Origin of the sequence: Laedolimicola ammoniilytica, assembly GCF_025567165.1 — a bacterium.
Taxonomy (GTDB): domain Bacteria; phylum Bacillota; class Clostridia; order Lachnospirales; family Lachnospiraceae; genus Laedolimicola; species Laedolimicola ammoniilytica.
This window is the reverse complement of record NZ_JAOQKC010000005.1, coordinates 110,778-137,745: the sequence shown is the minus strand read 5'-3', so window position 1 is coordinate 137,745 and position 26,968 is coordinate 110,778. Positions and strand designations below refer to the sequence as shown.

The window sequence follows — 26,968 nt, the reverse complement described above, 5'->3', positions numbered from 1 at the left end:
TCCGCGAAAGATGGCAGTAAACGCGGATGACGGCTTTTAAAGTTGGGACATTAATCTTTTTTCAGAAGCTCCTTGCCGGAGATACCCGGCTCGGTCATCTGAACCGGATTCAGAATTTCATCAAGCTCTGCTTCCGTCAGCAGGTTCTCCTTCAGAATCAGTTCCCGGACGGAATCGCCGGACTTCATGGCTCTCTTGGCGATATCGGCAGCCTTCTGGTAGCCCACATGGGGGCAGATGGCAGTGATAATACCCACGCTGTTTTCTACCAGATAACGGCAGCGCTCCTCGTTGGCAGTGATTCCAACGACGCAGTTGTCTACGAAGGTCTCTACGGCGTAAGCCAGAGTATCGATGGACTGGAACAGGCAGTAGAAAATGATCGGCTCGAAAGCGTTCAGCTCCAGCTGGCCTGCTTCAGCAGCCATGGTGATGGTCATGTCATTTCCGATGACATTGAAGGCAACCTGGTTGACTACCTCAGGAATAACCGGGTTTACCTTGCCCGGCATGATGGAAGAACCATTCTGCTTTGCCGGAAGGTTGATCTCATGGAAGCCTGCGCGGGGACCGGAGGACATGAGACGAAGGTCATTGGCAATCTTGGATAAGGTAACGGCGCAGGCCTTGATAGCGCCGGATACGGATACGAACGGGTCAAGGTTCTGAGTGGAATCAATCAGGTCGAAGGCCTGGATAAAGTCCATACCGGATACCTCGGACAGGTTCGGAACGATACGCTTTAAGTACGCTTCGTCGGCGTTGATACCGGTACCGATGGCAGTACCGCCCATGTTCAGGGAACGCATCTCATCCATGGCGATGTCCATACGGCGGATATCACGCATAACTGCGACAGAGTAAGCCTTAAATTCCTGTCCCAGACGGATGGGAACTGCGTCCTGCATCTGAGTACGGCCCATCTTAATCACATGGTCAAATTCTTCCGCCTTTTCGGAAAATGCGGCGTGGAGACGAAGCAGCTCCTTCTTCAGATTCTGCAGCAGACGGAGGGAAGTCATCTTGCCTGCAGTGGGGATGACGTCGTTGGTGGACTGGCCGCAGTTTACATGGTCGTTGGGATGTACGATGGAGTAATCGCCCTTCTGGCCGCCCAGAAGCTCGATGGCGCGGTTGGCGATGACCTCATTGGCATTCATATTGATAGAGGTTCCGGCGCCGCCCTGAATCGGATCCACGATGAAATCCTCATGATGCTGACCGGCCAGAATCTCGTCGCAGGCCTTGACAATCGCGTCAGCAATCTTCTTGTCCAGCAGGTTAATCTCACAGTTGGTGATTGCGGCAGCCTTCTTGATGTAAGCCAGGCTGTTGATGATTTCCGGATGCATATTCAGTCCGGTGATATGGAAGTTCTCTGCGGCACGCAGGGACTGGACGCCGTAATATACGTCTTCCGGTACGTCTTTGGAACCGATGGAGTCTTTCTCTACTCTGTATTCTATCTTTTCGCTCATAACCCTTCTCCTTTAACATAACTCCTGTGTTTATTTCTCTTGTTGTCTTCATTATAGTCAGCTGTTATAATATAATCAAATACATATATTGATATAAGTTATATAACTTTAAAACTATACTATAGGAGAAAAAATTATGTTTCGCGGAATGGAATACGTCTATGCGGTTTATCAGGAAAAAAGTATCTCCCGGGCGGCAGAGCGCTTGTGTATCTCCCAGCCGTCCTTAAGCGCCAATATCAAACGGATCGAGGGAAAGGTGGGGTATCCGCTCTTTGACCGGAGCACCAAGCCCCTGTCCCTGACGGAATGCGGGGAAAAATATATTCAGTCTATAGAGAAAATCATGGCCGTGGAAAATGAATTTGCCGATTACGTCAATGACTGGGGAGAACTGAAGACCGGGCGGCTGGTGTTGGGCGGCAGCAGCCTTTTCGCGTCCTGGGTATTGCCCGGCCTCATTGGCCGTTTCTCAGCCCGCTACCCGAAGGTACACGTGGAGCTGGTGGAAGAGAGCACCGCCGAGCTGGCCCGCCTTCTGCAGCAGGGCCGCATCGACATGATGCTGGACAACTGTAAGCTGGATCCGAAGCTTTTTGACCACGCCATCTACCGGGAAGAGACCTTGTTCCTGGCCGTTCCTTACAAGTTCCCGGCTATCCGGGAAGCCAGCCCCTACATCGTTTCCCGGGAAATGATCGTGACCGGCGGCTGGAAGGACGAGTCTGTGAAGCCCGTCCCGCTGGAGCTCTTCGCCCGGGAACCCTTCGTCATGCTGAAGCCCGAAAACGACACCCGCAAGCGCGCCGTAGAAATTCTCCAGACCGCCGGCATCACTCCTGACATTTCTTTGGAGCTGGACCAGCAGCTCACATCCTACCATGTCGTCTGTTCCGGTCTCGGCGTCGCCTTCGTAAGCGACACTTTGATCCGCGAAGTTCCAGCCCGACCTGACGTGGTCTACTTCAAGCTGCCGGAGGCCCGTCGCAGCCGAAGATTACGGTTCTACTGGAAAGCGGGAAGATACCGGACCCGGGCCATGGAGGAATTTCTGAAACACACCACCACTCCGGCCCCTCAAACCTAAAACGGGGCGGAGCCTGTCCCAGGCAGCTCCACCCCTTGCGAAATCAAAAGTCAGAAAAACCAGGGCCACACCCTGGTTTTTCGTCCGTTTTATTTCCCTTGGCTCATCTGATCCAGCAGTCCCGTCTTAATCCGGAACAGCTTATCAGACAGATCCACATATACCTGATGTGGATTGGTAAGTCTTCTTGTCTCATCCCAGAGGGTTTCCTGCTCCTTCTTACAGTAATCTCGGATTTCCATAACGCTCGGAGAAGTATATACACACTCGCCTTTCAGGAACACCGGAACCAGCAGCTCCCGTACATGGTAAGTGCCGCCCTTTAAGGTGGTCTTCTTCCAGGTTTCTATGGAATCGAAGATCAGCAGATCCTTTTCCGGATCAAAGGTCTCGTCGGCCAGCGCAATCAGATCCGCGCGGATCTTGCCGGTCTCATTGTCATAGAGACGGAATACGGTCTTGTTGCCCGGGTTCGTAATCTTCTCAGAATTCTCGGAAAGCTTAATCTTCGGAATAAACTCGCCGTTTTCGTCCTGTACAGCCGCCAGCTTGTATACGCCGCCGAAAGCCGGGCAGTCGCTGGAGGTGATCATGTTGGTGCCGACACCCCAGGAGGTGATGGCTGCGCCCTGATCCTTCAGGCTGTTGATCAGGTACTCGTCCAGATCGCTGGAAGCGGAAATAACCGCATCCGGGAAACCGGCCTCGTCCAGCATCTTGCGGGCTTTCTTGGACATATAAGCCAGGTCGCCGCTGTCCAGACGGATACCATAGGAGGTAAGCGGAATACCGGCTTCGCGCATCTCCTTGAAGACGCGGATAGCGTTCGGCACGCCGGATTTCAGTGTGTCATAGGTATCCACCAGTAGAATGCAGGCATCCGGATACAGCTCGGAATACTTCTTAAAAGCAGTATACTCATCCGGGAAGCTCATAATCCAGCTGTGGGCGTGAGTGCCTTTTACCGGAACATCGAAGAGCTGGCCGGTCAGCACATTGGAGGTACCGATACAGCCGCCGATCATGGCAGCGCGGGCGCCGTAGATACCGGCGTCCGGTCCTTGCGCCCGGCGCAGACCGAACTCCATGATACCGTCGCCCTTGGCAGCGTATACCACGCGGGCGCACTTGGTGGCAATCAGGCTCTGGTGATTGATGATATTCAGAATAGCGGTTTCTACCAGCTGGGCTTCCATAATCGGCGCGATTACCTTCACCAGCGGCTCCCGCGGAAATACGACGGTTCCCTCAGGAATCGCATAGATATCGCCGGAGAAATGGAAATTGCTCAGGTATTCCAGAAAGTCCTCGTCGAAGAGCTTCAGGCTTCTCAGATATTCGATGTCGTCCTTGTTAAAGGTCAGGTTCTTAATATAATCGATCACCTGATCCAGGCCAGCCGCGATGGCAAAGCCGTTGCCGGAGGGATTTTTCCGGTAAAAGGCGTCGAAAATAACAGTTTCATTGGTGTGATTTTTGAAATAGCCCTGCATCATGGTGAGCTCATAAAGATCGGTCAGCAGAGTCAGGTTCATTGTACTCATAATCGTTTGCGCTCCTTCGCACTCTCGGACAGCGACGGCTCTCCCTGAACCGACAGCTGTCTTGTCATTAAATTAAGATGTTACCAAGATAGCACATTTACAAAAAAATAACAAGATCCTCTTCCCTTTTTCATAGAAATAATGTAAGATAAACAGAATAGCATCAGATGCGGCGAAGGCTGTATTCTGGTGCTATCTCTGTATATGGGAAGTTAGTGATAGACAACAGTTGCTTGAACATGGGGGAAATGAAAGATGACAGAATTACTGGTGAAAACCTTTGTGAAAAATTATGAAAATACGGAGGAGGCGAAGGTCCGGACGGCCTATGGCGTGCTGGCCAGCCTGGTGGGCATCGTCTGCAATCTGCTGCTGTTCGCCGGGAAGCTGACCGTAGGTCTGGTGCTCCACAGCGTGTCCGTCATGGCCGACGCCTTCAATAACCTGTCCGATGCGGCCTCTTCGGTCATTGGCTTCGTGGGCGTCAAAATGGCGGAGAAGCCCGCCGACCGGGAACATCCCTTCGGCCATGGGCGCATTGAATATATTGCGGCTCTGATCGTGTCATTTCTGGTCATTGAGGTGGGCTTTACCTTCTTGAAGAATGCCCTTGCGAAAATCCGTACGCCGGAAGATTTGAGCTTCAACCTGATTTCCATGGGAATTCTGCTGGCTTCCGTGGCTGTGAAGCTCTGGCTCAGCCTCTTTAATAAGAAGCTTGGACGACGGGTCAATTCTACGGTGATGCAGGCCACAGCCGCGGACGCCCTGGGGGATGTGGTGACCACGCTGGCCACCATGGGTTCTATTCTGTTTTTCTATTTTACAAATATCAATATCGACGGCTATGTGGGACTGGTGGTTTCTCTGCTGGTTATGTGGGCTGGTATCGGGATTGCGAAGGATACGCTGGAGCCGTTGATTGGGCAGTCTGTGGATCCGGAACTGTACCGGAAGATCATGGATTTCGTGGAAAGCTATGACGGCATTCTGGGCAGCCATGACCTGATCGTCCATAACTACGGGCCAACCAAAAGTCTTGCGTCTATTCACGCGGAGGTACCGAGTGATGTGGATATCGAGACGTCCCATGAGATTATTGACCGGATCGAGCGGGACGCGGTGAAGAAGCTGGGAATCTTTCTGGTGATTCATATGGATCCGGTGGAAACGGAGGACGCGAGAGTAGGAGCGCTGAAACAGGAGGTACTGAAGGTGCTTCAGGAGTTGGATCCCCAGCTTACCCTGCATGATTTCCGGATTGTGGACGGAGAGAAGCAGATAAATCTGATCTTTGACGTGGTTGTGCCTTTCTCCTACGGCGAAAAGGAACGGCCGAAGCTGCGCAAAGCCATTCAGGAAAAAGTACATGCCCTGGACAGCCGGTTTCAGTGTGTGATTACCTTTGACAATGCGTTTATGGCGGAGACCTGAAAAATGGCAAGATGAAAAAGTGAATTTCACTTTGCGGGATGAAATTCCACCGGAGTAATCCCGCAAGTGAGTTTCAAGAAAAAATTTCAAGAAAAATGAAAAAAACACTTGCAATCTGTAAAATACTATGGTATTATAACATTCGTCGCTAAGACATAGGGCTATCGCCAAACGGTAAGGCAACGGACTCTGACTCCGTCATTTCAAGGTTCGAATCCTTGTAGCCCTGGTAAAAGGAATCTCTTGTGAGGTTCCTTTTTTTGATCTACGAAGAGATTGCGATATAAAAAAAGCTATGATAAAATGAAAGCCTGAAATGTTCTATTTTACAAAAGCAAAAGTCTGTAACAAACTCAAACATTATAAAAATATAATATATGTGAGGAAAGAGTATGAGAGATTTTTCTTTTTGGGAAGAATATGAAGGTACATCAGAAGGAAGCGGTCGCAGTGAAAAAATTTGGCTGAAAAACCCGGATACAGGTCAAACAGGATTATTTAAATTTAAAAAAGATATTGGTACCACAGATCATGTATCAGAGTGTATAGCTTTTCAGATAGCGCAGGTCTTGGACATTCCATGTGCAAGGTTTGAACTTGGAACTTATAAAGGCAGAGAGGGATCCGTCAGTTATAATATTATTGAACAGGAAAACCAGACTTTGATTGAGGGGATTTATTTTATTTCTCTATTATATCCGACGTATGATGTGGAAAAATTTATAGATGTGAAGACGCAGCATAGATATTCCATCGAAATGATTTTGGCTTCGATAGAAAAATTTGTTCCGGTGGATGGATTTTTAAATATGTTGTTGTTTGACTATTTGATAGGGAATACAGATCGACATCAGAGTAATTGGGCAGTTGTATTTAGATTCTAAAATCCAAATGTTACAGGATGTTTATAGGAGAAAGGCGGAATAAAATGTCTGTTAAGGATGGGAAGGAGTATTTGTACCTGATTTGGAAGTGCAGTACTACAAGAAGACAATATATTATCGGACAACTTTCCAGAAACGGAGAGTATGAATTTCAGTATTGCGGAGAAATAAAAGCAGCAATGGATGCGGGATTTAAGCCATTGGTAGTATTTGAAAATCTGGATGTTATGTACCGGTGCAAAGAACTTTTTCCTGTTTTTTCCAGCAGACTTCCAGACAGAAAGAGAAAAGATATCGGCAAAATTCTTGATAAATATGGATTAAAAGAATATGATGCCTATGAATTGTTGAAGAAAAGCGGAGCACGGCTTCCCATTGATAATTTACAGTTTGTAGATCCATTGTTGGATGTGGAAGAGAAATTTGAAAAAACTTTTTATCTGGCAGGGGTAAGACATTATCTGGGGTGTGAAGGAAAAGCCTGTAAAAACGCAGTTGCTGTGACACGTGGTGATGAATGCTTTTTATGTAGTGAGCCGGATAATCCCTATGACAAGAATGCAATTATTGTCTTAAATGAAAGAAAAGAAAAGCTGGGTTATATCCCACGATATTACGCACAGGCGTTTTTAAAATTAATGAATGAAAAAAGAATTTCGGGATGTTATGTTGCAAAAGTAGAAAAAGAACAGAATTGCGATGAGTGTATTGAAGTGATGGTAAAGGTTGAGAAAACACAAAATTGAGGTATATAACCAGCCATTATTTTATACAAAGGTAGAAAAAGTATTGTGTACTGTAAATGAGAAGGCCGATGACTGCTATAAGGAAATGAATACCGGAAGGGACTGCCGCTTCATCATCAATAACAGGTGATGGAGCGGCAGTCCCTTTTATCTGTATGTGTATATGTTTTGTACAACAGAATCATAATTTGCTGAGGAGTTCTCTATATTACAGTGCGCTGATATAGGCTTCCAGTTCCTTCAGATTCCTGGGGATTTTCCATTCTTTCTTTAAAATTCCTTTTGCGCAGAGACTGTCGAACAGCTCCAGCACGGCAGGCTGGGTGAGGTTGGTCTCCCTGAGGGCAGAGGTGTCGGTAAAGACCTCCTCCGGCGTTCCGGATTTCAGAACGCTTCCATCCTTGAATAAAAAGATTTCATCGGCCCAGGCTACGCAGAAGCCTGCGGGAAGGTAGCCCTCCATGATGTGCATGGCATTTGCGCTGGGCGCGATTCCAAAGGCCAGAATGAAGGCTGCGGAAGCGGCAATGTAGCGTTTGGTATTTTTCTTCATAACACAAAGTTCTCCTTTAGCATAAAATAGCGTCTTTGAAACACCGTTGTTCCAGTATATCCTACTGATAATTTTTGCCAATAAGCCATAGAGGTAGGGGTATAGGGGAAGAGGAAGCGCTTGTGTTTTCGCGGGTGTTTCGCTATAATAAATACGAAACGCAGAGGGATAAAAAGGAGCGTAACATATGTATTCATTTAAAAGCCGGGTCCGCTACAGCGAGGTGGGCGAGGATAAGAAACTGTCACTGAACGGAATCATCAATTATTTTCAGGATTGCAGTACCTTTCAGTCAGAGATGCTGAATAATGGCGTGGAGCGCCTGGAGGAGCTGCACCGGGTCTGGGTGCTTTCGTCCTGGCAGATTGTGATTGAGCGGTATCCGAAGCTTTGCGAGGAGATCGAGATTGGCACCTGGCCCTATTATTTCAAGAACTTTGCGGGCTACCGCAATTTTACCATGCGGGACCAGGAGGGAAAATTGATTGCCTATGCCAACAGCCTCTGGAGCTTTCTGGACACGGACACGGGACTTCCGACCCGGGTGCTGGAGGATATCGAGCAGGCCTACGTGCTGGAGGAAAAGCTGGATATGAAATACGCCTCCCGGAAGGTGCCGATGCCGAAAGAGGGCGAGACGAAGGAACCCTTTGCGGTGCAGAAGCATCATCTGGACACGAACCATCACGTGAACAACGGCCAGTACATCCAGATGGCCCGGGAATACGTACCGGAGAATTTCCCCATTCACCAGATGCGTGCCGAGTATAAGAAATCAGCGCTGTTGGGCGATATGATTTATCCGGTAGTAGCGCTGGAGGACGGGCGGTATACCGTAGGGCTGTGCGATGAGCTGGGACGGCCCTACGCGGTGATAGAATTATCATAAGTATTATTTAAGTAAATTTCAACAGGACACTGTTCCGCGAGGTGTTTTGGCATGTATATGCCAAAATCCCGAGTTAAGTTTGCGAAGCGAACGCTACTTCTTGAACTGTGTTCAAGAAGGTTCCTTTCGTTGCATCGCGGAGCGGTCTCCTGTGAACGAAGAGAACAGGAGACGGAAAGACATGATTGAATTAGGAAAAAAACAGGAATTAACCGTAATAAAAAGAGTTGAATTCGGCGTCTATCTCGGGGAGCAGGAGGACGCGGAGGAGCGCGTGCTGCTGCCGAAGAAGCAAGTGCCGGAGGGGACGGAGATTGGTTCGAAGCTGACGGTTTTTGTATACAAGGATTCCAAGGATCGCCTGATTTCCACCACGAACGAACCGAAGCTGGAGCTGGGCGGCCTGGCTGTCTTAAAAGTAGCCCAGGTGGGCAAAATAGGAGCTTTTCTGGACTGGGGTCTGGAAAAGGATCTGCTGCTGCCTTTCCGGGAGCAGACCCGCCGGGTGCATGAGGGCCAGGAGGTTCTGGTAGCGCTGTATATCGACAAGAGCAGCCGCCTCTGCGCGACCATGAATGTGTATGAGTACCTGGAGCTTCAGTCCCCGTATAAAAAGGATGACCGTGTCAAAGGAACTGTCTACGAAATCAGCGAAGAATTCGGCGCATTTGTGGCGGTCGATAACCGCTATTCCGGCCTGGTGCCCCGAAAAGATTTCCACGGGGGAGCGAAGATCGGCGACATCGTGGAGGCCCGTGTCACCGGCGTCCATGAGGACGGCAAGCTGAACTTAAGTCTCCGGGAAAAAGCCTACCTGCAGATGGACGCAGACGCGGAAGCTGTGCTGAAGGTCATCGATGAATTTGACGGAGTCCTGCCCTTTACAGACAAAGCGTCGCCGGAAGTGATTGAGCGGGAACTGCATTTAAGCAAAAATGCGTTCAAAAGAGCGGTGGGAAGACTCTTAAAAGAGGGCAAAATAGAGATAACCGAGAAGAGTATCCGCTATAAATTATAAAAAATGTTAAATTTTATGAAAATTGAAAAATAGTGCTTTCCAAAGCCGGACTTTGCGGTTATAATAAGAAAAGAAAAGAAAGGGGTGAATCAGAATGAAAGTACAGAACATTACAGACATCGATAAATTCTTCAAGGTAGTAGACAGCTGCAAGGGTAAGGTTGAGCTGGTTACCGGCGAGGGCGACAGACTGAATCTGAAGTCAAAGCTTTCCCAGTATGTATCTATGGCGAACATCTTCTCCAACGGAGAAATCCCGGAGCTTGAGATCATCGCATACGAGAAGGAAGACATCGACAAATTAGTTTCATTTATGATCAATGGTTAAAGAATAAAACGAGGTATTCGTTCCGCTGGAACAATACCTCGCTTTTTTCAGCCCTTTTTTAAGAAAATCTCTTATTCTTTTTCATTTCCGCAGTTTTTATAATACAGAATCAACAGCCCTTTCAGCAGCAGATCCTCATCCAGAATAATCTCATGCCTGCACAGCGGCGTAATCACGCCCGCCAGTCCGCCGGTGGCGACCATCGTGCATTCCTCGCCCAGTTCTTCGTTGATCCGGTCGATGAGTCCGTCCATAGCTCCGGCATTCCCGTAGAGGATGCCGCTCTTCATGGAGTCCACCGTATTGCTGCCGATAAGCTTCTTCGGCTTCTCCAGAGAGATATAGGGGAGCTGCGCCGCTTTGCCGGAGAGGGCGTTCAGGGAGACGGCCACACCGGGCAGAATCATTTTCCCGATGTAGGCCTTGTCCCTGTTGATGACAGAGACCGTGGTAGCCGTACCCATGTCGATGATAATCTGAGGGACGGGATAGCTGTGGACGCCGGCCACCGCGCCTACGATCAGGTCGCTGCCCTGCTGGGCCGGGTCGTCTACGGCCAGTTTGATTCCGGTCTTGATGCCGGGGCCTACTACCAGCATCCGGGCGCCGGTGAATTTTTCAGCAGCCTCCCGAACTGTGTTGGTTACGGAAGGAACCACGGAGGAAATGATGCCGCCCCGGATCTGCGCAGGCGTTATCTCATGCAGATCCAGCATTTCCCGGATGATGGTCGCATATTCCAGGGACGTGGAATCCTGCTCTGTGGAAAAACGCTCCAGGAAGAGCAGCTGATCCTTATGAAAGCAGCCCATGACAATATTCGTATTTCCGATATCAATGGTCAGAATCATTTTTTCCTCCTAACTGTTATACGCCTTCAGCAGCAAGTGCTTCAGGCTGTAATCCAGATTTAGTCGCGGTTAATCAGGCCAGCCTTTAAAAGCGCGAAGCCCACCGCTCCGGTAATAATCGTCGATGAAACCATCTCGCATACTGCGTTGATTCCCACAAAGCCGCATACGAACAGAATGATATTTTTACCGCCGATGAGGCCCTGCATGTACTCAGTATTGCCGAAGAGCACCACAAGGGCGGTCATGAAGAACAGCGTATTTAGAAATGCGGAAAAGAAGCCGGTGATGAAGCAGCCAAGGCGTGCATTCGTGGCCTTTTTCATGCCGCGGAAGATATATCCCAGCAGCAGACCGTCCAGAAGGCGCGGTACAAAGCGCTGGATAAAAGCCAGTACAGGGTTAATTCCGAAAAGGACGACTCCCATGGAGCTCACTCCGCCCACACCAATGCACTGTAAAAAGCTGGTCAGTCCAAATACGGCTCCCGCGGCAGCTCCGCCTGCAGGTCCCAGGGTAATGGCAGCCAGTGCGACGGGAATCACGTTGAACGAGATAGCCAGAGGCCCGATGTTCAGGTATCCCAGAGGCGTATAAGCCATCAGAAGTAAGATGCCGGTCAGCAGTCCGAGAACGGTTAGCTGCCGTGTTTTGGTAGATGTTTTCATATTCAGTTTTCCTCCTTGTTATTATTCCCTTTTAAGGGATACAATACAATTACGGGGTAATGATAGCATAGGGAAATCTGTAATTCAAGCAAATAAAAAGTTCGGGGGCCTTTGTATTGAAAAAAATGCGAAATTCCCCTATAATCAAGGGGAATAAAACGGGAGGAATAACAGATGACATTGGATAAAAATACGTTAAAAGGAAAGACTGCGGTACTGGGCGTAACAGGAAGTATCGCTGCATATAAAATCGTAAATCTGGCGCGGATGCTCCGGAAACTGGGGGCCAACGTGCAGGTACTGATGACGAAAAACGCTACGGAATTTATCACGCCGCTGACCTTCGAGCAGCTGACGGGCAATAAATGCCTCATCGACACCTTTGACCGGAATTTCCAGTACAGTGTGGAGCATGTGGCGCTGGCCAAGCAGGCGGACGTGGTGCTGGTGGCTCCGGCCTCTGCCAACGTGATCGGCAAGATCGCGAACGGCATTGCCGACGATATGCTGACTACTACGGTCATGGCCTGCCCCTGCAAGAAAATCATTTCCCCGGCCATGAATCACAATATGTACCACAATCCGATCGTCCAGGATAATCTGGAGAAGCTGGCCCGCTTCGGCTATGAGATCATTCCGCCGGAGACCGGTATGCTGGCCAATGGGGACAGCGGCGACGGACGAATGCCCGATGAAAGGCTGCTGCTGGAATATATCCTGAAGGAAATTGCCTGCGAGAAGGATCTGGCAGGGAAAAAGGTGCTGGTGACTGCGGGAGCCACCCGGGAAGCCATCGATCCGGTACGCTTTATCACCAATCATTCTACCGGGAAAATGGGCTTTGCCCTGGCCCACGCAGCTATGCTCCGGGGCGCGGAGGTGACGCTGGTGGCAGCCCACACGGAGGCGGAAGCGCCACTGCTGGTGAATGTGGTGCGTGTAACCTCAGCGCAGGATATGTTCGAGGCTGTGAAAGAGCGTGCGGAGGAGTCCGATGTGATTATCAAGGCCGCTGCAGTGGCGGATTATACGCCGGTGACCACCGCAGACTATAAAATAAAGAAGGCCGAGGGCGGACTTTCCATCGAGCTGACCAGAACCCGGGATATTTTAAAATATCTGGGCGAGCACAAAAGGGAAGGCCAGGTGCTCTGCGGCTTCGCCATGGAGACAGAGGATCTGCTGGCCAACGCGAAGAAAAAGCTGGAGAGCAAAAATTGCGATCTGATCTGCGCCAACAGCCTCCGGAAGGCGGGCGCGGGCTTTGGGACTGATACCAATTGCGTGACCGTGTTGACGAAGGACGGAGAGCGGGAACTGCCACTGCTTTCCAAAGAGGAGACTGCGCACGAGATCTTAAATGAGATCTGTAAAAAACTGGGATCGTAAAACCGCAGACACAGACAGCGCGGCTGCCCTTGCAGGTGGCTGCAAGACATATTATAAGGAGACTTCATGTCATTCGTACATTTACACACCCATACAGAATACAGCCTTCTGGACGGGTCCAATAAGATAAAAGAATATGTGGCCCAGGTGAAGAAGCTGGGCATGACGGCGGCGGCCATTACGGATCATGGGGCCATGTTCGGCGTCATCGATTTCTACCGGGCGGCCCGGGCGGAGGGCATCAAGCCCATCCTGGGCTGTGAAGTTTACGTGGCTCCCAATTCCCGTTTCGACAAGGAGACCACCGGAGGGGACGACCGGTATTATCACCTGGTGCTTCTGGCGGAGAACAACCAGGGCTACGCCAATCTGATGAAAATCGTGTCCCGCGGCTATGTGGAAGGCTTTTACTACAAGCCCCGTGTGGATATGGAGGTCCTGCAGGAGTTTCATGAGGGAATCATCGCCCTGTCTGCCTGCCTGGCGGGCGAGGTGCCCCGGTATATCCAGAAGGGACTCTATGAGGAAGCAAAAAAATCTGCTTTAAAATATGAAGCAGTCTTTGGAAAAGGAAATTATTTCCTGGAGCTGCAGGATCACGGCATTCCGGAACAGAAGACCGTGAATCAGGCGTTGCTGCGTATGAGTCAGGAGCTTCAGATCCCCCTGGTAGCCACCAATGACTGTCATTATACCTATGCGCAGGACGTGAAGCCCCATGATATCCTGCTCTGTATCCAGACCGGCAAGAAGCTGGCGGACGAAGACCGGATGCGCTACGAGGGCGGTCAGTATTATGTGAAATCCCCGGAGGAAATGGAAGCGCTTTTTCCGTATGCGAAAGAGGCGCTGGAAAATACAGGGAAAATCGCGGAGCGTTGTAATGTGGAGATTGAATTCGGCGTTACCAAGCTTCCCAAATACGATGTGCCGGAGGGCTATACTTCCTGGGAATATCTGAATAAGCTCTGCTTTGACGGACTGGCAGAGCGCTACCCGGACGATGACGGTACCATGCGGGATCGTCTGACCTATGAGCTGGGCGTGATCAAAAATATGGGCTACGTGGATTATTTCCTGATTGTCTGGGACTTTATCCATTACGCCAGGGAACATGGAATCGCAGTGGGACCGGGACGCGGATCCGCGGCCGGAAGCATTGTTTCCTATACCATGGGGATCACCAATATTGATCCCATGCGCTATCAGCTGCTGTTTGAGCGCTTTCTGAACCCGGAGCGTGTGTCCATGCCGGATATCGATATTGACTTCTGCTATGAACGGCGGCAGGAGGTGATCGATTATGTGGTGCGGAAATACGGCAAGGACCGGGTGGTGCAGATCGTCACCTTCGGTACCCTGGCGGCCCGGGGCGTCATCCGGGACGTGGGCCGGGTGATGGATTTACCCTATAATTTCGTGGATTCCATTGCGAAAATGGTGCCACAGGAGCTGAATATTACCCTGGAAAAGGCCCTGAAAATGAATCCGGAGCTTCGGAAGAGCTACGAAAACGATCCGCAGGTGCAGGAGCTCATCGACATGTCCATGCGCCTGGAGGGACTTCCCAGACACACCTCCATGCACGCGGCGGGCGTCGTCATCAGCCAGAAGGCCGTGGACGAATACGTGCCCCTGTCCCGGGCTTCCGATGGTTCCATTACGACCCAGTTTGTCATGACGACCCTGGAGGAGCTGGGCCTTCTGAAAATGGATTTTCTGGGACTGCGTACTCTGACGGTGATCCAGGACGCGGTCCGTATGGCGTCCGAGCGAACCGGACAGACTATTGACATCGATAAAATCAATTATGACGACCCGGCAGTCTACGCTTCTCTTGGAACCGGCAGGACCGACGGCGTGTTCCAGCTGGAAAGCAGCGGCATGAAGGGATTCATGAAGGAGCTGAAACCAAAGAGCATGGAGGACGTCATCGCCGGTATCTCCCTGTACCGCCCGGGCCCCATGGACTTCATTCCCCAGTATATCAAGGGTAAGGATCACCCGGAGAGCATCACCTACGACTGTTCCCAGCTGGAGGAGATCCTGAAACCCACCTATGGATGTATCGTTTACCAGGAGCAGGTTATGCAGATCGTGCAGAAGCTGGCGGGCTATACCCTGGGTCGAAGCGATCTGGTGCGCCGCGCCATGTCCAAGAAGAAGGCTGCGGTCATGGAGAAGGAGCGTCAGAATTTCGTCTTCGGAAACCCGGAGGAGGGCGTGCCCGGCTGTATCGCAAACGGCATTCCCGAGCAGACGGCCCAGAAGATTTACGATGAAATGATAGATTTTGCCAAGTATGCCTTCAACAAATCCCACGCGGCGGCTTACGCAGTGGTGGCTTATCAGACGGCCTGGCTGAAATATTATTATCCGGTGGAATTCATGGCGGCGCTGATGACCTCCGTCATCGACAATTCCGGAAAGGTATCCGAGTATATCCTGACCTGCCGGCAGATGGGAATCGATATTCTGCCCCCGGATATCAACGAGGGCGAGGCCCGGTTCTCCGTATCCGACGGCGCCATCCGCTTTGCGCTCTGCGCCATTAAGAGCATCGGCCGCCCGGTGGTGGAATCCATCATCGAGGAGAGGCAGCTGGCGGGCCGGTTCAAAAGCCTGACAGATTTCATCGAGCGCATGGGCGGTAAGGACGTGAATAAGCGCGTAGTGGAAAACCTGATCAAGGCGGGCGCTCTGGACAGCCTGGGTGGCAACCGACAGCAGTTTATGATGGCCTACGCCAGTATCATGGACGGGGTGGCCCAGAGCCAGAAGACTATGATGACCGGCCAGCTCTCTCTGTTCGACCTGGTGGGCGAGGAGGAGAAAGCCAGCTTCCAGACCAGGTTGCCTGATGTGGACGAGTACCCGAAGGAGCTCATGCTTTCCTTTGAAAAAGAAGTGCTGGGCGTCTACGTCAGCGGTCATCCGCTGGAGGAATACATGGACCGCTGGAAGAAAAATATCACGGCAGTGACCACCGATTTTGCCCTGGATGAGGAGACCGGAGCTACCAAGGTGCACGACGGGGAGTCCGTGGTCATCGGCGGCATGATCACCGGCAAAACCATCAAATACACCAAGAACAATAAGGTTATGGCCTTCCTGCAGATCGAGGATCTGCTGGGTACCGTGGAAGTGGTCGTATTTCCGAATGTATATGAGCGAAGCGCCGAGGCTCTGCAGGAGGACGCGAAGATCTTCATCGGCGGTCACGCGGACGTGGGCGACGACCGGGCGGGCAAGCTCATCTGCGACCGGATTATCCCCTTTGACGCGGGCAGAAAGGAGCTGTGGATCCAGTTTCCCAATCAGGCGGCCTGCCTGGAACGGGAGCCGGAGCTGCTTGATCTGATCGCCGACAGCGACGGCAAGGATCCGGTGGTGCTCTACGCGGCGGCGGAGAAGAGCGTCAAGCGCCTCCCGGCCGGCAGAAATGTGAATGCGGATCAGGATTTGGTGGTCAGGCTTGAGCAAAGCTTCGGTAAAGGAAATGTAAAAGTTGTGGAGAAACGTATTGAAAATATACGTCGGATGAAGTAAAATCGGACACAAAGGCGTTTCATGTAACGATCACAGGAATAGCCCGGAAATGTGAATCCGGACAGAGGCGAGGAGGAATCATCATGGCAAAAGAGATTAAAACCATCGGAGTACTGACAAGCGGCGGCGACGCGCCGGGCATGAATGCGGCAGTGCGTGCCGTAGTGCGTAAGGCGCTGGTAAACGGAAAGCAGGTAAAAGGTATCCTCAAAGGCTATACAGGACTTCTGGACGAAGAGATCATTGATTTATCCGCAAATGATGTATCCAACACCATTGAGCGCGGCGGCACGATGCTGTTCACTTCCCGTTGTAAAGAATTTATGACCGAGGAAGGCCAGAAGCGTGGCGTGGAAATCTGCAGGAAGCATGGAATCGACGGTATCGTGGTCATCGGCGGAGACGGATCCTTCCGTGGAGCCCAGAAGCTGGCGGCTCTGGGCATCAATACCATCGGCGTACCGGGTACCATCGACCTGGATATCTCCTGTACCGAGTATACCATCGGTTTCGATACGGCGGTCAATACAGCCATGGAGGCCATCGACAAGGTGCGTGATACCTCCACATCCCATGAGCGGTGCAGTATCATTGAGGTTATGGGACGTAACGCAGGCTATATCGCCCTGTGGTGCGGTATCGCCAACGGTGCCGAGGACATTCTGCTTCCGGAGAATTACGACTACGACGAGCAGAAGATTATCAACAATATTATTGCCAACCGGAAACGTGGCAAGAAGCATCATATCATCGTAAACGCGGAGGGCGTCGGACATTCCACCAGTATGGCGCGTCGGATCGAAGCGGCCACCGGCATCGAGACCCGGGCGACGATTCTGGGACACATGCAGCGAGGCGGAAGCCCCACCTGTAAAGACCGCGTCTACGCTTCCATGATGGGAGCCATGGCGGCAGACCTGCTCTGCGAGGGCAAGACCAACCGCGTGGTAGGATACCAGCACGGACGCTTCCAGGATTTCGATATTGACGAGGCGCTTGCCATGGTAAAGGGCATCGACCCGTACCAGTATCAGGTGGCAAAAGACCTGTCCAAGCATTGTTAGGAGACACTTACTATATGATAACAAGTACGGCGAACCAGCAGGTAAAACTGCTGGTTCAGTTAAATAAAAAGAGAAAACTCCGGGACGAGCGGGGCGTCTTTGTGGTAGAAGGCCCGAAAATGTTCCGGGAAGCGCCGAAAGAGCGCATCGAAAAAGTCTATTTTTCAGAGACTTTTTATGAGAAACATAAGGAGACGCTGATAAAGCGGATTCAGGCGGACGGGCTGGAGTTTGAGGTAATGCAGGATCACATTTTCAAGACAGCCAGCGATACCCAGACGCCCCAGGGCGTGCTTTGCATCGTGCGGCAGCAGGCAAGCGACCTTCCGACGCTTCTGAGGGCGGAGAAGCCGCTACTGCTTTTGCTTGAGAACCTGCAGGATCCCGGCAATCTGGGAACGATTCTCAGGACCGCTGAGGGCGCCGGTGTCACCGGCGTCATTTTAAGCAAAAGCTGCGTGGATCTGTATAATCCAAAGACTATCCGATCCACTATGGGTTCCGTGTACCGGGTTCCGACCCTGTATACAGAGAATTTATGCGAAACCGTGGAACTGCTGAAAGCCCATGGAATCCGGTCGTTCGCGGCCCATTTGAAGGGCGTGAACTTCTACGACCAGGAGAATTACCGGGGCGGTACGGCCTTTCTCATAGGAAATGAGGGAAATGGGCTCACAGAAGAGCTGACAGAACAGGCGGATACGCTGATTCGGATTCCCATGGAAGGGAAGCTTGAGTCCCTGAATGCGGGCGTGGCGTCGGCGATTCTGATGTACGAGGCATACAGACAGAGAAGATAAATAAAACTGCCTGAATTTTCATCCATCTTATTTCACAAGCTTCGCCTTAACAGCAGTATATTTTTTTTCCGGAATCGGCAGGGTCACACCGCCGGTCAACTGTACCTGAAAGCGCCGGAGCTGAATGACGTGCTCCGGATTAACGAGATAGCTCTGATGACTGCGGACCAGATAGTGCGGATAACGCTTTTCGATGGCAGGCAGGCTGTCCAGGGACGCGTAGTTGCCGTCGATGGTATGCACGGTAGTATGGCGGCCATTGGTCTCGATATAGATGATATGGGCCAGATTCAGATAAACGAGAGATTTATCCATTCCGCGGAAAGAGAGGCGTTCGGAACGTGTCTCCCCGGCTAACGTCATAGTGCGGAAGGTTTCGGCGTAATGTACCGGGTAAATGTTGTCGCGTTCATCGTAGGAAATAGCGTTGGAGATATGGCAGACCCGGATACGCGGTTCGCCGTTCTGCAGGCACCAGGTGAGCTGTACACGCTGAATGACCTGATTGGAGCTGCCATCGGGCCAGATGGTGTCCACCCGGTAGAAGACCATGATTTCACAGGCGTGTCTGCTTCCTACGGTCAGCGGGATCAGGGTCAGATCGTGCAGAATGAAATGGAGGGAATGCTCTTCCTGGGCGAAAGCCTCCAGAATGGAATCCCGGGTTCGAAGGATCTGTTTTTCGGCAGGTCCTATCCAGAGCGCGTCATCATGGAAGGCTTCCAGGAAGGGCGTGATGTTATTTTGATAATATTGCGTGATAATATCGGCGGAACGGTTTACCAGGGCAGTGATGTTCATAAGAGTTCCTCCTTGGTCGGACAAGTTATTTTTTCATAAAAACAAGTGGTATAGGCATATTATATTGCATATTTTGTCATAAAACAATATAATGAAATGCAATTCAGGAAAGTCGGTAACACTTGAACCTTTGCTATTTTCCTGAATTAAGGGGAATCCAGATGTGGTGTTTTTCAAAAATCAGAAGACGGTTGTCGGGTGACTGACAGCCGTCTTTTGCAGTATTATTGGGGATAAAAGGTTAGGAATGTCTAAAATATTGACAAATCCTTTTTACTCTGCTACAATACCACTTGTAACAAAAACGTAACATTTGTAATAATAATTGTAATATGTGACATAGAAATGTTAAATATCAACCGTACACATCATTGCAGTTAAGACTTACAGGAGGTTTTTATGAACGCAATCAACAAAAAGATACCGCTGTTTCTGGCAGTGGCAGGTCTCTGGATTCTGGGCTGTGGCTTTGACAATTTGGAAGTAGAGACATCTGCAGGTATCGAGTCCGTGATGGCGGATCTGACAGGCGAAGATTTTGAAACACTGAAGATACAGGATGAATGGGAAGAAAAGGTACTGGCCAAGGTGGAGGACTATGTGACCGTCCGCCAGGAACCCAGCGCCGATTCCACGGCAGTGGGGCGGATGTTCAAAGGCGACGGCGGCGAAGTGCTGGCCCGGACCGACACAGGCTGGACCCTGATTCACTCCGGTAATGTGGAGGGCTACGTCAGCGATGAGTATCTGCATTTCGGAGCAGACGCCTATGAGGAATCCAAGAACGCAGCCACGCTGACAGCCACATCCCTGACCGGAGGACTTCGGATCCGTTCTGAAGCCAGCGCCGATTCTAAAATTCTGAAGAATGTGGAAGAGGGAGCCAAGCTGGAGGTTCTGGAGGATGGCGACGAGTGGGTTATGGTGCAGTATGCCGAGGAGAAAACAGGCTATGTCTCAGCGGAATATGTGGATGTGAATTATGAGCTGGGCGAAGCCATGACTATGGATGAGATAAAGAAAAAGGAAGCTGAAGAGAAGAAAGAGAAGCTGAAGCAGCAGCTCTCCGCGCTGCAGGCCAACGGCGACGAGGTAACGCTTCTGGCAGCGCTGATTCAGGCAGAGGCGGGCAATCAGCCTTATGAAGGCCAGGTGGCCGTGGGCGCGGTGGTGATGAACCGTGTGCGCAGCGGACGCTACGGCAGCATTATGGCGGTGATTTACGCGCCGGGTCAGTTCGGCGTAGTCAGCAACGGCAGCATCGGACGCTATCTGAGCAATCCCAAGGCCAGCTGCAGACAGGCGGCGCAGGAGGCCATCAACGGCTACACGAATATCGGCGGTTACACCCACTTCAAGAACGCGAGTCTTGGAGCGGGAGAGAATTCCATCGTAATCGGAAATCACGTATTTTACTAAAGCATTTACAAGAGAACAGGAAATGATTTGAAAGGGGTCACCGTGGCAGCGCGGCGGCCCCTTTCGGGATTTTCATTCGGAATTCTTAATAATAATTTTTCTTGTGCAAAAGGGAAAACTATAGTATCATAGGGCTAAGATTCACAACAATCTGTAGACAGATACGAAAGGGGAGTGCAGAGCGATGAATGCCATGTACTGGCTGATATTACTGATTGTACTGGTTGTGATTGAGATTATTACGCTGGGCCTGACCACCATCTGGTTTGCCGGAGGGGCTCTGGTCACGTTTATTCTCGCGATGCTGGACGTTTCGCCTGTGATTCAGTGGGTAGTGTTCTGCGCGGTGTCTCTGGCGCTGCTTTTTGGAACCAGACCCTGGGCGCTTCGGTTTTTCAACAGTCAGAAGCAGGAGAAGACCAATGTGGACAGCCTGCTTGGAAAGACCGCCGTGGTGACGGCTGAGATTCATAATCTGGAAGGCCGGGGAGAGGTCTTTGTAAATGGCCTGACCTGGACGGCCCGGACAGAGAAGGATTCTGAAGTCATTCCGAAGGACGCCCATGTGGAAATCATTGCCGTAGAAGGCGTGAAGCTGATTGTGAGAGAGAAGAAGGAGGGCTGATTATGCCGAATTTTGTAGGAACTGTTTTAGTATTGGTACTGGTAGTATTTATTCTGTTGATCATTGCTTCCTGCATCAAGATCGTTCCCCAGGCACAGGCACTGGTTATCGAGCGTCTGGGCGCGTACATGGGAACCTGGGGTGTGGGAATTCATTTCAAGGCGCCGTTCATCGATCGGGTGGCGAAGCGCGTGACCTTAAAGGAGCAGGTCGTAGATTTCGCTCCCCAGCCCGTTATCACCAAGGATAACGTAACCATGCGGATTGATACCGTCGTATTCTTCCAGATTACCGACCCGAAGCTGTTCGCTTACGGCGTGGAGAATCCGATTATGGCCATCGAGAATCTGACAGCGACCACCCTTCGTAATATCATCGGAGACCTGGAGTTGGATCAGACACTGACCTCCCGCGAGGTTATCAACACCAAGATGCGCGCGTCTCTGGATATCGCCACAGACCCCTGGGGTATCAAGGTAAACCGTGTGGAGCTTAAGAACATCATCCCTCCGGCTGCAATTCAGGACGCCATGGAGAAGCAGATGAAGGCAGAGCGTGAACGTCGTGAAGCCATTCTCCGTGCGGAAGGTGAGAAGAAGTCCACCATTCTGGTGGCGGAAGGACAGAAGGAATCCGCAATTCTGGACGCAGAGGCAGAGAAGCAGGCAGCTATCCTTCGGGCGGAGGCGAAGAAGGAAGCGACCATCCGCGAGGCGGAAGGTCAGGCTCAGGCTATCCTGAAGGTACAGCAGGCGAACGCAGACGGTCTGAAGATGCTCAAAGAGGCTTCCGCAGACAGCGCGGTACTGCAGCTGAAGAGCCTGGAAGCTTTTGCTAAGGCAGCGGACGGGCAGGCGACGAAGATCATCATCCCGTCCGACATTCAGGGACTGGCCGGTATGGTAAAGGCAGTAACAGAAGTAGCGAAGGAAAACTAATGATTACGAAAGAAAAAGGGCTGCGGCAGGAGAATTTCCTGCCAGCAGCCTGATTGTTACTGTTCACTTGGTTCACAGTGACATGTTGGTGGAGGACGAAAGAAATGGATTTAAAAGGACGCGATTTTCTGACATTAAAAGATTTTACACCGGAGGAGATCGAATATCTGGTAGATCTGGCGGCAAGCCTGAAGGCGCGCAAGAAAGCCGGTATCGTAGAGCGCGATATGCGCGGTAAAAATGTAGCGTTGATTTTCGAAAAGACCAGCACCCGTACCCGCTGCGCTTTTGAAGTGGCGGCCCACGATATGGGCATGGGAACCACCTATCTGGATCCGTCAGGCTCCCAGATTGGCAAGAAGGAGAGCATCGCGGATACTGCGCGTGTCCTGAGCCGTATGTTCGACGGTATTGAGTATCGTGGCTTCGGCCAGGAGATCGTAGAGGAACTGGCGAAGTATTCCGACGTACCGGTCTGGAACGGCCTGACCAATGAATATCATCCCACCCAGATGCTGGCGACCCTGCTTACCGTAAAGGAGCACCTGGGCCATCTGAAGGGCGTGAAGCTGGTATACATGGGCGACGCCCGCTACAACATGGGTAATTCCCTGATGATCGCCTGCGCGAAGATGGGTATGCACTTTACCGCCTGCGCACCGAAGGCTTATTTCCCGAACGCGGAGCTGGTGGCTTACTGCGAAGGCGTGGCGAAGGAGACCGGAGCGACCATTACCCTGACCGAGGACGTGATGAGCGGCACCAGGGGCGCGGATGTCATTTACACCGATGTATGGGTATCCATGGGCGAGCCCGACGAGGTATGGGAGAGCCGTATCCGCGAGTTGATGCCCTATCAGGTCAATAAGAAGGTCATGGATAATGCAGGGCCTCAGGCCATCTTTACCCACTGCCTGCCGGCGTTCCACGATCTGAAGACTAAGATCGGCAAGCAGATTCAGGAGAAATTCGGCATTACCGAGATGGAGTGTACCGACGAGGTATTCGAGTCCGCCCAGTCTGTAGTCTTTGACGAGGCGGAGAACCGGATGCATACCATCAAGGCAGTGATGGCGGCTACACTGGGGGCTTAAGCATGAGAAAAGCAAGCCATGTGAGCAGGGATCCTTATTATTACTGGAAAATGATTTCTATGGTCTTGGCCTGCGCGGTGCTGATTCTGGCAATTCTGATTCTGTTCGGAGGAAAAGGGGAACTCCTGATTCCCTTGTGCTTTCTGCTGGGAGCGGCCATGTCGGCGGTGACGGGCATAATGGAGCTGGCGAAAAATAAAAAGGTGAGCGGCTACATCTGCTCAATTTTTGCGGGTCTGATGGTCGTGGCACTGATTTTCAATATCATCTGGATGTGGTTTCTATGATAAAAGACGAGGTTTTAGCGGCGCTGAAGGAAAGCGGCGATTATGTGTCGGGCCAGGAGCTGTGTGGGCAGCTGTCCGTGTCCCGTACGGCTGTCTGGAAGGCAGTCAGTAAATTAAAGGAAGAGGGCTATGAGATTGACAGCGTACCGAACAGGGGTTACTGTCTCCTGACGGCGCCGGACGCCATGACGGAGGCGGAAATCCGAAGCTATCTTCATACGGAGCAGATGGGGCAGAATCTGGTCTGCTTTGACGATACGGATTCGACGAATATTCAGGCAAAGCTGCTGGCAGAGAAGGGCGCGCCTCACGGTACGCTGGTTTGTTCCGATCAGCAGACGAAGGGGCGTGGCCGTCGTGGACGGGCTTGGGATTCCCCGCCGGGAGAGGCCATTTATATGAGTCTTTTGCTGCGGCCAGGTATCCGTCCGGAGCACGCGTCCATGCTGACGCTGGTCATGGGCATGGCAGTGGCTGACGCCATCAATGAGCTGATGGATGACAGCCTAGCCGGAATCAAGTGGCCCAACGATGTGGTTTTGAAGGGAAAAAAAGTCTCCGGCACCCTGACGGAAATGAGTGCGGAGATGGACTGTATCCATTACGTGGTCATCGGCACGGGTATCAATGTGAACACCCAGAAATTTCCAGAAGAATTAAACCAGGCTACATCGCTGCGGCTGACGACAGGTCGTAACTTCCGGCGCGCAGAGCTGATTGCCCTGTGTATGAAATATTTTGAAAAATATTACGGGCTCTTTGAAGAGACGGAGGATCTGAGCCTCCTGACAGACGAATACAACCGGCTGCTGGTGAACCAGAACCAGGAGGTCCGGGTGCTGGAGCCCGAAAACGAGTACACAGGTCTGGCTCTCGGTATCAATAACCAGGGCGAGCTTCTGGTACGCCGGGAGGACGGCCATGTGGAAGAGATTTATGCCGGAGAGGTGTCCGTGCGCGGCGTGTACGGATACGTATAAATGGGAGAGATTATGGAACAGGAAAATATAGTTCTCTGCGGAGCCAACTCCTACGAGGAAAAATACTTTTTTAACGAGCAGTTTGCGGCGCTTCCCACAGCCATTAAGGACGAGCTGAAAATCATGTGCGTGCTCTTCGTGAACCAGGTGGGCGGCATCCTGCTTCTGGAATTCGAGCCGGACGGCACGCTGGTATTCCGGGTATCCAGTCATGAGGACGATTTCTTCTTCGACGAGATCGGAAGCAGCCTGCAGATCAAGGAATTGCGGAGGGACAAGGAAGAGCTTCTGGCTTCTCTGGAACTGTTTTACCGTGTATTCTTTTTAAACGAGGAGACAGAACATGCATAACGAACTTTTGAAAATCGGACCCTTTACGGTATACGGGTACGGCCTGATGATTGCCATCGGCATCTTCTCAGCCTATTGCCTGGCGGAGTATCGGGCTCGGAAAATCGGGCTTGATGAGGAGCGGGTCTTCGGTATGACCCTCTGGGCGGTCATTGGCGGCATCCTGGGCGGTAAAATCCTGTATTTTATCACGATTCTGCCTCAGATCTTTGCGGATCTGAGCCTTTTATACCGGGATTTGCTGGAGGGCTTTGTCATCTACGGCGCACTGATTGGCGGTTTTATCGGCATCGTCCTGTATTGCAGAATCTGGAAAATGAAGCTGCTGGCCTATCTTGACCTGGCGCTTCCCTCGGTGGCGCTGGCCCAGGGCTTTGGTCGTATCGGCTGCCTGCTGGCGGGCTGCTGCTACGGACATGAGACCAGCGGCGCTTTTGCGATTACCTTTCATGAATCCGCGTACGCCCCCAACGGCGTACCGCTGGTTCCGACACAGATTATTTCCAGTGTGCTGGATTTTCTTCATTTTTTCATCTTACTGTATTTTGTAAAAAAATGGAAGAAAAATGACGGACAGGTGACCGGACTGTTCTTTATGCTCTACAGCGCAGGTCGGTTCGTGCTGGAGTATTTCCGGGGCGACCTGGAGCGGGGAAGCGTAGGCGTACTGTCTACCTCCCAGTTTATCGCGATATTTATGTTCATATTTGGAGCGGTGTTCTTCTTTGTATTGAGCAAAAAGAAGGCAGCTGTCTCCGATGAGGAGAAAAAACAGGATGAATAAGAGTGAGAAGCGGGCCCAAACCTTTCTGTATATGGGCGTGCTGCTGACGTTGATTGCGGCGGATTGGCACTGGTATCTGGGAGAATTCCCGGAAGAGAGCTTCGTGGCAGGACTGCCGGTGATGCAGGTAGTTTATGTGCTGTGGATAGCGGCCATTGTCATCTGCCTGGCAGCCAGCGCCGTGTTCTTCTGGAAGCTTCGGAAGCAGGAAGCAGCTTATACCCGCAAGAATAAGCACAGACGCGAGAATAAGCGGCGAGCATAAGACAGAAGCCCTCTGGGCAGAATTCTACTGTATAAAAGGAATTTTTAAATGGGAAAATTAATGATAGGAAGCGTGGAGCTTCCGAATCCGGTGATACTGGCGCCGATGGCAGGGGTAAGCGACCTGCCATTTCGCTTGTTATGCAGCGAGCAGGGCGCGGGCCTGGTGTGCATGGAGATGGTCAGCGCCAAGGCTATCGCCTATCGCAACCGCAATACGGAGAAGCTGATGGAGACAGACCCGCGGGAGCACCCGGTGTCCCTGCAGCTCTTCGGTTCCGAGCCGGATCTGATGGCGGAGATCGCCGCGCAGATCGAAGATCGGCCCTTCGACATTCTGGACATCAACATGGGCTGTCCGGTGCCGAAGATTGTGGGAAACGGCGAAGGCTCGGCGCTGATGAAGAATCCGAAGCTCATCGAGGAGATTATCACAAAGGTGTCCAGGGCTATCCAAAAGCCCCTGACTGTGAAGTTCCGGAAGGGCTTCGACGACGATCATGTGAACGCGGTGGAAATCGCGAAGATCGCCGAGGCCAGCGGCGCGGCGGCGGTGGCGGTCCATGGTCGCACCCGGGAGCAGTTCTATTCAGGAACCGCGGACTGGGAGATTATCCGGCAGGTGAAGGAGGCCGTATCGATTCCCGTTATCGGAAATGGGGACGTGGACAGCCCGGAGAAAGCGAAAGCTTTGCTTGACGCGACCGGCTGCGACGGCGTCATGATAGGCCGGGCCGCCAGAGGCAATCCCTGGCTCTTCCGCCGGGTGGTGGAATATCTGGAGAACGGGAAGCTCCTGGATAAGCCGTCGAAAGAAGAAGTCAAGGCTATGATGCTCCGTCACGCGCGGATGCAGGTGGAATGCAAGGGCGATTATACGGGTATCCGGGAGATGCGGAAACACATTTCCTGGTACACCACAGGCCTGCCCGGTTCCGCGAAGCTCCGGGGAAGGATCAACAGCGTGGAAAGCCTGACTGAGATGGAAGAGCTTTTGCAGGAAATGTAGGAAAAATCCAGTGAAAAAGGCACGCAAACATTTGACATTGCAGGCTTTAAAGTGTATAATATCGTGGATATTCTGAAAGTGGGGAAGTGTCGCCTGTCCCATTTCCCAGAACATTGACAGGAATAAATGCGACC

The 26,968-nt window shown here is 51.6% G+C and carries 27 protein-coding genes and 1 tRNA gene; 22 read left to right on the top strand and 6 right to left on the bottom strand.

The window, feature by feature from the left end:
- Positions 1 to 50: 50 nt before the first annotated feature.
- Positions 51 to 1,478 carry an aspartate ammonia-lyase gene (aspA, locus tag OCV63_RS05470; protein WP_158362537.1) on the bottom strand — a complete coding sequence of 476 codons (1,428 nt, stop codon included), beginning with the start codon at positions 1,476 to 1,478 and terminating at the stop codon, positions 51 to 53.
- Between the two features lie 136 nt (positions 1,479 to 1,614).
- Here aspA and OCV63_RS05465 point away from each other — a divergent pair, with 136 nt between their 5' ends.
- Entirely contained in the window at positions 1,615 to 2,565 is a 951-nt protein-coding gene (locus OCV63_RS05465; protein WP_158362535.1) for a LysR family transcriptional regulator, read from the top strand.
- A gap of 89 nt (positions 2,566 to 2,654) precedes the next feature.
- Here the strand turns inward: OCV63_RS05465 and OCV63_RS05460 are convergent, their stop codons facing one another.
- Complete coding sequence (locus tag OCV63_RS05460) at positions 2,655 to 4,109, bottom strand: nicotinate phosphoribosyltransferase (protein WP_158362533.1); 1,455 nt, start codon at positions 4,107 to 4,109, stop codon at positions 2,655 to 2,657.
- A gap of 255 nt (positions 4,110 to 4,364) precedes the next feature.
- On the opposite strand from OCV63_RS05460, the gene OCV63_RS05455 reads away from it, so the two are divergent.
- The 4 genes from OCV63_RS05455 (at position 4,365) to OCV63_RS05440 (ending at position 7,173) form a co-directional block, all read left to right on the top strand.
- Positions 4,365 to 5,543 (top strand): cation diffusion facilitator family transporter, encoded by a 1,179-nt coding sequence (locus tag OCV63_RS05455; protein ID WP_158362532.1) that lies wholly within the window; start codon positions 4,365 to 4,367, stop codon positions 5,541 to 5,543.
- Between the two features lie 157 nt (positions 5,544 to 5,700).
- Positions 5,701 to 5,772 (top strand) — tRNA-Gln (locus tag OCV63_RS05450).
- Positions 5,773 to 5,935: 163 nt separating this feature from the next.
- Complete coding sequence (locus tag OCV63_RS05445) at positions 5,936 to 6,427, top strand: HipA domain-containing protein (protein ID WP_262670654.1); 492 nt, start codon at positions 5,936 to 5,938, stop codon at positions 6,425 to 6,427.
- 44 nt (positions 6,428 to 6,471) lie between these two features.
- The gene (locus tag OCV63_RS05440; RefSeq protein ID WP_158362530.1) at positions 6,472 to 7,173 is read left to right on the top strand and encodes an HIRAN domain-containing protein; all 702 of its coding nucleotides are present in this window, start codon (positions 6,472 to 6,474) and stop codon (positions 7,171 to 7,173) included.
- A 208-nt stretch (positions 7,174 to 7,381) separates the two neighbouring features.
- Here the strand turns inward: OCV63_RS05440 and OCV63_RS17530 are convergent, their stop codons facing one another.
- Positions 7,382 to 7,726 carry a hypothetical protein gene (locus OCV63_RS17530; RefSeq protein WP_331485520.1) on the bottom strand — a complete coding sequence of 115 codons (345 nt, stop codon included), beginning with the start codon at positions 7,724 to 7,726 and terminating at the stop codon, positions 7,382 to 7,384.
- Positions 7,727 to 7,913: 187 nt separating this feature from the next.
- On the opposite strand from OCV63_RS17530, the gene OCV63_RS05430 reads away from it, so the two are divergent.
- From OCV63_RS05430 to OCV63_RS05420, 3 genes are all read left to right on the top strand, one after another.
- Positions 7,914 to 8,615 carry an acyl-[acyl-carrier-protein] thioesterase gene (locus OCV63_RS05430; protein WP_158362528.1) on the top strand — a complete coding sequence of 234 codons (702 nt, stop codon included), beginning with the start codon at positions 7,914 to 7,916 and terminating at the stop codon, positions 8,613 to 8,615.
- 181 nt (positions 8,616 to 8,796) lie between these two features.
- Positions 8,797 to 9,633: a CvfB family protein gene (locus OCV63_RS05425; protein WP_158362526.1), complete on the top strand. Its 837-nt coding sequence runs from the start codon at positions 8,797 to 8,799 to the stop codon at positions 9,631 to 9,633.
- 94 nt (positions 9,634 to 9,727) lie between these two features.
- The gene (locus OCV63_RS05420; RefSeq protein ID WP_087163641.1) at positions 9,728 to 9,961 is read left to right on the top strand and encodes a polya polymerase; all 234 of its coding nucleotides are present in this window, start codon (positions 9,728 to 9,730) and stop codon (positions 9,959 to 9,961) included.
- Positions 9,962 to 10,032: 71 nt separating this feature from the next.
- Here OCV63_RS05420 and OCV63_RS05415 read toward each other — a convergent pair whose 3' ends face one another.
- Positions 10,033 to 10,812, bottom strand: a complete 780-nt coding sequence (locus OCV63_RS05415; protein ID WP_158362524.1) for a type III pantothenate kinase — start codon at positions 10,810 to 10,812, stop codon at positions 10,033 to 10,035.
- A 59-nt stretch (positions 10,813 to 10,871) separates the two neighbouring features.
- The gene (locus OCV63_RS05410) at positions 10,872 to 11,480 is read right to left on the bottom strand and encodes an ECF transporter S component (RefSeq protein WP_158362522.1); all 609 of its coding nucleotides are present in this window, start codon (positions 11,478 to 11,480) and stop codon (positions 10,872 to 10,874) included.
- A 174-nt stretch (positions 11,481 to 11,654) separates the two neighbouring features.
- Here OCV63_RS05410 and coaBC point away from each other — a divergent pair, with 174 nt between their 5' ends.
- From coaBC to OCV63_RS05390, 4 genes are all read left to right on the top strand, one after another.
- Complete coding sequence (gene coaBC, locus OCV63_RS05405; RefSeq protein ID WP_158362520.1) at positions 11,655 to 12,869, top strand: bifunctional phosphopantothenoylcysteine decarboxylase/phosphopantothenate--cysteine ligase CoaBC; 1,215 nt, start codon at positions 11,655 to 11,657, stop codon at positions 12,867 to 12,869.
- Between the two features lie 66 nt (positions 12,870 to 12,935).
- Positions 12,936 to 16,418, top strand: coding sequence for a DNA polymerase III subunit alpha (locus OCV63_RS05400; RefSeq protein ID WP_158362517.1), 3,483 nt, complete (start codon positions 12,936 to 12,938; stop codon positions 16,416 to 16,418).
- A gap of 83 nt (positions 16,419 to 16,501) precedes the next feature.
- Complete coding sequence (gene pfkA / locus OCV63_RS05395) at positions 16,502 to 17,482, top strand: 6-phosphofructokinase (protein WP_158362515.1); 981 nt, start codon at positions 16,502 to 16,504, stop codon at positions 17,480 to 17,482.
- Positions 17,483 to 17,496: 14 nt separating this feature from the next.
- Entirely contained in the window at positions 17,497 to 18,282 is a 786-nt protein-coding gene (locus tag OCV63_RS05390) for a TrmH family RNA methyltransferase (protein ID WP_158362513.1), read from the top strand.
- A gap of 27 nt (positions 18,283 to 18,309) precedes the next feature.
- Here the strand turns inward: OCV63_RS05390 and OCV63_RS05385 are convergent, their stop codons facing one another.
- The gene (locus OCV63_RS05385) at positions 18,310 to 19,083 is read right to left on the bottom strand and encodes a LytTR family DNA-binding domain-containing protein (RefSeq protein WP_158362511.1); all 774 of its coding nucleotides are present in this window, start codon (positions 19,081 to 19,083) and stop codon (positions 18,310 to 18,312) included.
- Between the two features lie 399 nt (positions 19,084 to 19,482).
- On the opposite strand from OCV63_RS05385, the gene OCV63_RS05380 reads away from it, so the two are divergent.
- The 10 genes from OCV63_RS05380 (at position 19,483) to dusB (ending at position 26,834) form a co-directional block, all read left to right on the top strand.
- Positions 19,483 to 20,502, top strand: a complete 1,020-nt coding sequence (locus tag OCV63_RS05380) for an SH3 domain-containing protein (RefSeq protein ID WP_158362509.1) — start codon at positions 19,483 to 19,485, stop codon at positions 20,500 to 20,502.
- Positions 20,503 to 20,686: 184 nt separating this feature from the next.
- Positions 20,687 to 21,127 (top strand): NfeD family protein, encoded by a 441-nt coding sequence (locus OCV63_RS05375; RefSeq protein WP_158362507.1) that lies wholly within the window; start codon positions 20,687 to 20,689, stop codon positions 21,125 to 21,127.
- A gap of 2 nt (positions 21,128 to 21,129) precedes the next feature.
- A complete protein-coding gene (locus OCV63_RS05370; RefSeq protein WP_158362505.1) occupies positions 21,130 to 22,065 on the top strand; it encodes an SPFH domain-containing protein in 936 nt (311 codons plus the stop codon).
- A 104-nt stretch (positions 22,066 to 22,169) separates the two neighbouring features.
- A complete protein-coding gene (argF, locus tag OCV63_RS05365) occupies positions 22,170 to 23,159 on the top strand; it encodes an ornithine carbamoyltransferase (RefSeq protein WP_158362503.1) in 990 nt (329 codons plus the stop codon).
- 2 nt (positions 23,160 to 23,161) lie between these two features.
- The gene (locus OCV63_RS05360) at positions 23,162 to 23,446 is read left to right on the top strand and encodes a DUF6637 family protein (RefSeq protein WP_158362501.1); all 285 of its coding nucleotides are present in this window, start codon (positions 23,162 to 23,164) and stop codon (positions 23,444 to 23,446) included.
- Positions 23,446 to 24,426 carry a biotin--[acetyl-CoA-carboxylase] ligase gene (locus OCV63_RS05355; RefSeq protein WP_158362627.1) on the top strand — a complete coding sequence of 327 codons (981 nt, stop codon included), beginning with the start codon at positions 23,446 to 23,448 and terminating at the stop codon, positions 24,424 to 24,426. Before OCV63_RS05360 ends, OCV63_RS05355 begins: the two co-directional genes overlap by 1 nt.
- Positions 24,427 to 24,438: 12 nt before the next feature.
- Positions 24,439 to 24,777 carry a DUF6145 family protein gene (locus tag OCV63_RS05350; protein ID WP_158362499.1) on the top strand — a complete coding sequence of 113 codons (339 nt, stop codon included), beginning with the start codon at positions 24,439 to 24,441 and terminating at the stop codon, positions 24,775 to 24,777.
- Complete coding sequence (locus OCV63_RS05345; protein WP_158362497.1) at positions 24,770 to 25,561, top strand: prolipoprotein diacylglyceryl transferase; 792 nt, start codon at positions 24,770 to 24,772, stop codon at positions 25,559 to 25,561. The genes OCV63_RS05350 and OCV63_RS05345 overlap by 8 nt, the downstream gene beginning before the upstream one ends.
- Complete coding sequence (locus OCV63_RS05340) at positions 25,554 to 25,826, top strand: hypothetical protein (RefSeq protein ID WP_158362495.1); 273 nt, start codon at positions 25,554 to 25,556, stop codon at positions 25,824 to 25,826. The genes OCV63_RS05345 and OCV63_RS05340 overlap by 8 nt, the downstream gene beginning before the upstream one ends.
- 48 nt (positions 25,827 to 25,874) lie before the next feature.
- Positions 25,875 to 26,834 carry a tRNA dihydrouridine synthase DusB gene (gene dusB, locus OCV63_RS05335; protein ID WP_158362493.1) on the top strand — a complete coding sequence of 320 codons (960 nt, stop codon included), beginning with the start codon at positions 25,875 to 25,877 and terminating at the stop codon, positions 26,832 to 26,834.
- The last annotated feature ends 134 nt before the right edge of the window (positions 26,835 to 26,968 follow it).

Bases quoted from the DNA above. Each gene is read 5' to 3' on its own strand.
- OCV63_RS05350 (WP_158362499.1), top strand. From the start codon at position 24,439: ATGGAACAGGAAAATATAGTTCTCTGCGGAGCCAACTCCTACGAGGAA.
- pfkA (WP_158362515.1), top strand. From the start codon at position 16,502: ATGGCAAAAGAGATTAAAACCATCGGAGTACTGACAAGCGGCGGCGAC.
- OCV63_RS05420 (WP_087163641.1), top strand. From the start codon at position 9,728: ATGAAAGTACAGAACATTACAGACATCGATAAATTCTTCAAGGTAGTA.
- dusB (WP_158362493.1), top strand. From the start codon at position 25,875: ATGGGAAAATTAATGATAGGAAGCGTGGAGCTTCCGAATCCGGTGATA.
- OCV63_RS05445 (WP_262670654.1), top strand. From the start codon at position 5,936: ATGAGAGATTTTTCTTTTTGGGAAGAATATGAAGGTACATCAGAAGGA.
- coaBC (WP_158362520.1), top strand. From the start codon at position 11,655: ATGACATTGGATAAAAATACGTTAAAAGGAAAGACTGCGGTACTGGGC.
- OCV63_RS05370 (WP_158362505.1), top strand. From the start codon at position 21,130: ATGCCGAATTTTGTAGGAACTGTTTTAGTATTGGTACTGGTAGTATTT.
- OCV63_RS05400 (WP_158362517.1), top strand. From the start codon at position 12,936: ATGTCATTCGTACATTTACACACCCATACAGAATACAGCCTTCTGGAC.
- aspA (WP_158362537.1), bottom strand. From the start codon at position 1,478: ATGAGCGAAAAGATAGAATACAGAGTAGAGAAAGACTCCATCGGTTCC.
- OCV63_RS17530 (WP_331485520.1), bottom strand. From the start codon at position 7,726: ATGAAGAAAAATACCAAACGCTACATTGCCGCTTCCGCAGCCTTCATT.
- OCV63_RS05440 (WP_158362530.1), top strand. From the start codon at position 6,472: ATGTCTGTTAAGGATGGGAAGGAGTATTTGTACCTGATTTGGAAGTGC.
- OCV63_RS05340 (WP_158362495.1), top strand. From the start codon at position 25,554: ATGAATAAGAGTGAGAAGCGGGCCCAAACCTTTCTGTATATGGGCGTG.
- OCV63_RS05345 (WP_158362497.1), top strand. From the start codon at position 24,770: ATGCATAACGAACTTTTGAAAATCGGACCCTTTACGGTATACGGGTAC.
- OCV63_RS05410 (WP_158362522.1), bottom strand. From the start codon at position 11,480: ATGAAAACATCTACCAAAACACGGCAGCTAACCGTTCTCGGACTGCTG.
- OCV63_RS05380 (WP_158362509.1), top strand. From the start codon at position 19,483: ATGAACGCAATCAACAAAAAGATACCGCTGTTTCTGGCAGTGGCAGGT.
- OCV63_RS05385 (WP_158362511.1), bottom strand. From the start codon at position 19,083: ATGAACATCACTGCCCTGGTAAACCGTTCCGCCGATATTATCACGCAA.
- OCV63_RS05390 (WP_158362513.1), top strand. From the start codon at position 17,497: ATGATAACAAGTACGGCGAACCAGCAGGTAAAACTGCTGGTTCAGTTA.
- OCV63_RS05415 (WP_158362524.1), bottom strand. From the start codon at position 10,812: ATGATTCTGACCATTGATATCGGAAATACGAATATTGTCATGGGCTGC.
- OCV63_RS05465 (WP_158362535.1), top strand. From the start codon at position 1,615: ATGTTTCGCGGAATGGAATACGTCTATGCGGTTTATCAGGAAAAAAGT.
- argF (WP_158362503.1), top strand. From the start codon at position 22,170: ATGGATTTAAAAGGACGCGATTTTCTGACATTAAAAGATTTTACACCG.
- OCV63_RS05455 (WP_158362532.1), top strand. From the start codon at position 4,365: ATGACAGAATTACTGGTGAAAACCTTTGTGAAAAATTATGAAAATACG.
- OCV63_RS05425 (WP_158362526.1), top strand. From the start codon at position 8,797: ATGATTGAATTAGGAAAAAAACAGGAATTAACCGTAATAAAAAGAGTT.
- OCV63_RS05360 (WP_158362501.1), top strand. From the start codon at position 23,162: ATGAGAAAAGCAAGCCATGTGAGCAGGGATCCTTATTATTACTGGAAA.
- OCV63_RS05460 (WP_158362533.1), bottom strand. From the start codon at position 4,109: ATGAGTACAATGAACCTGACTCTGCTGACCGATCTTTATGAGCTCACC.
- OCV63_RS05375 (WP_158362507.1), top strand. From the start codon at position 20,687: ATGAATGCCATGTACTGGCTGATATTACTGATTGTACTGGTTGTGATT.
- OCV63_RS05430 (WP_158362528.1), top strand. From the start codon at position 7,914: ATGTATTCATTTAAAAGCCGGGTCCGCTACAGCGAGGTGGGCGAGGAT.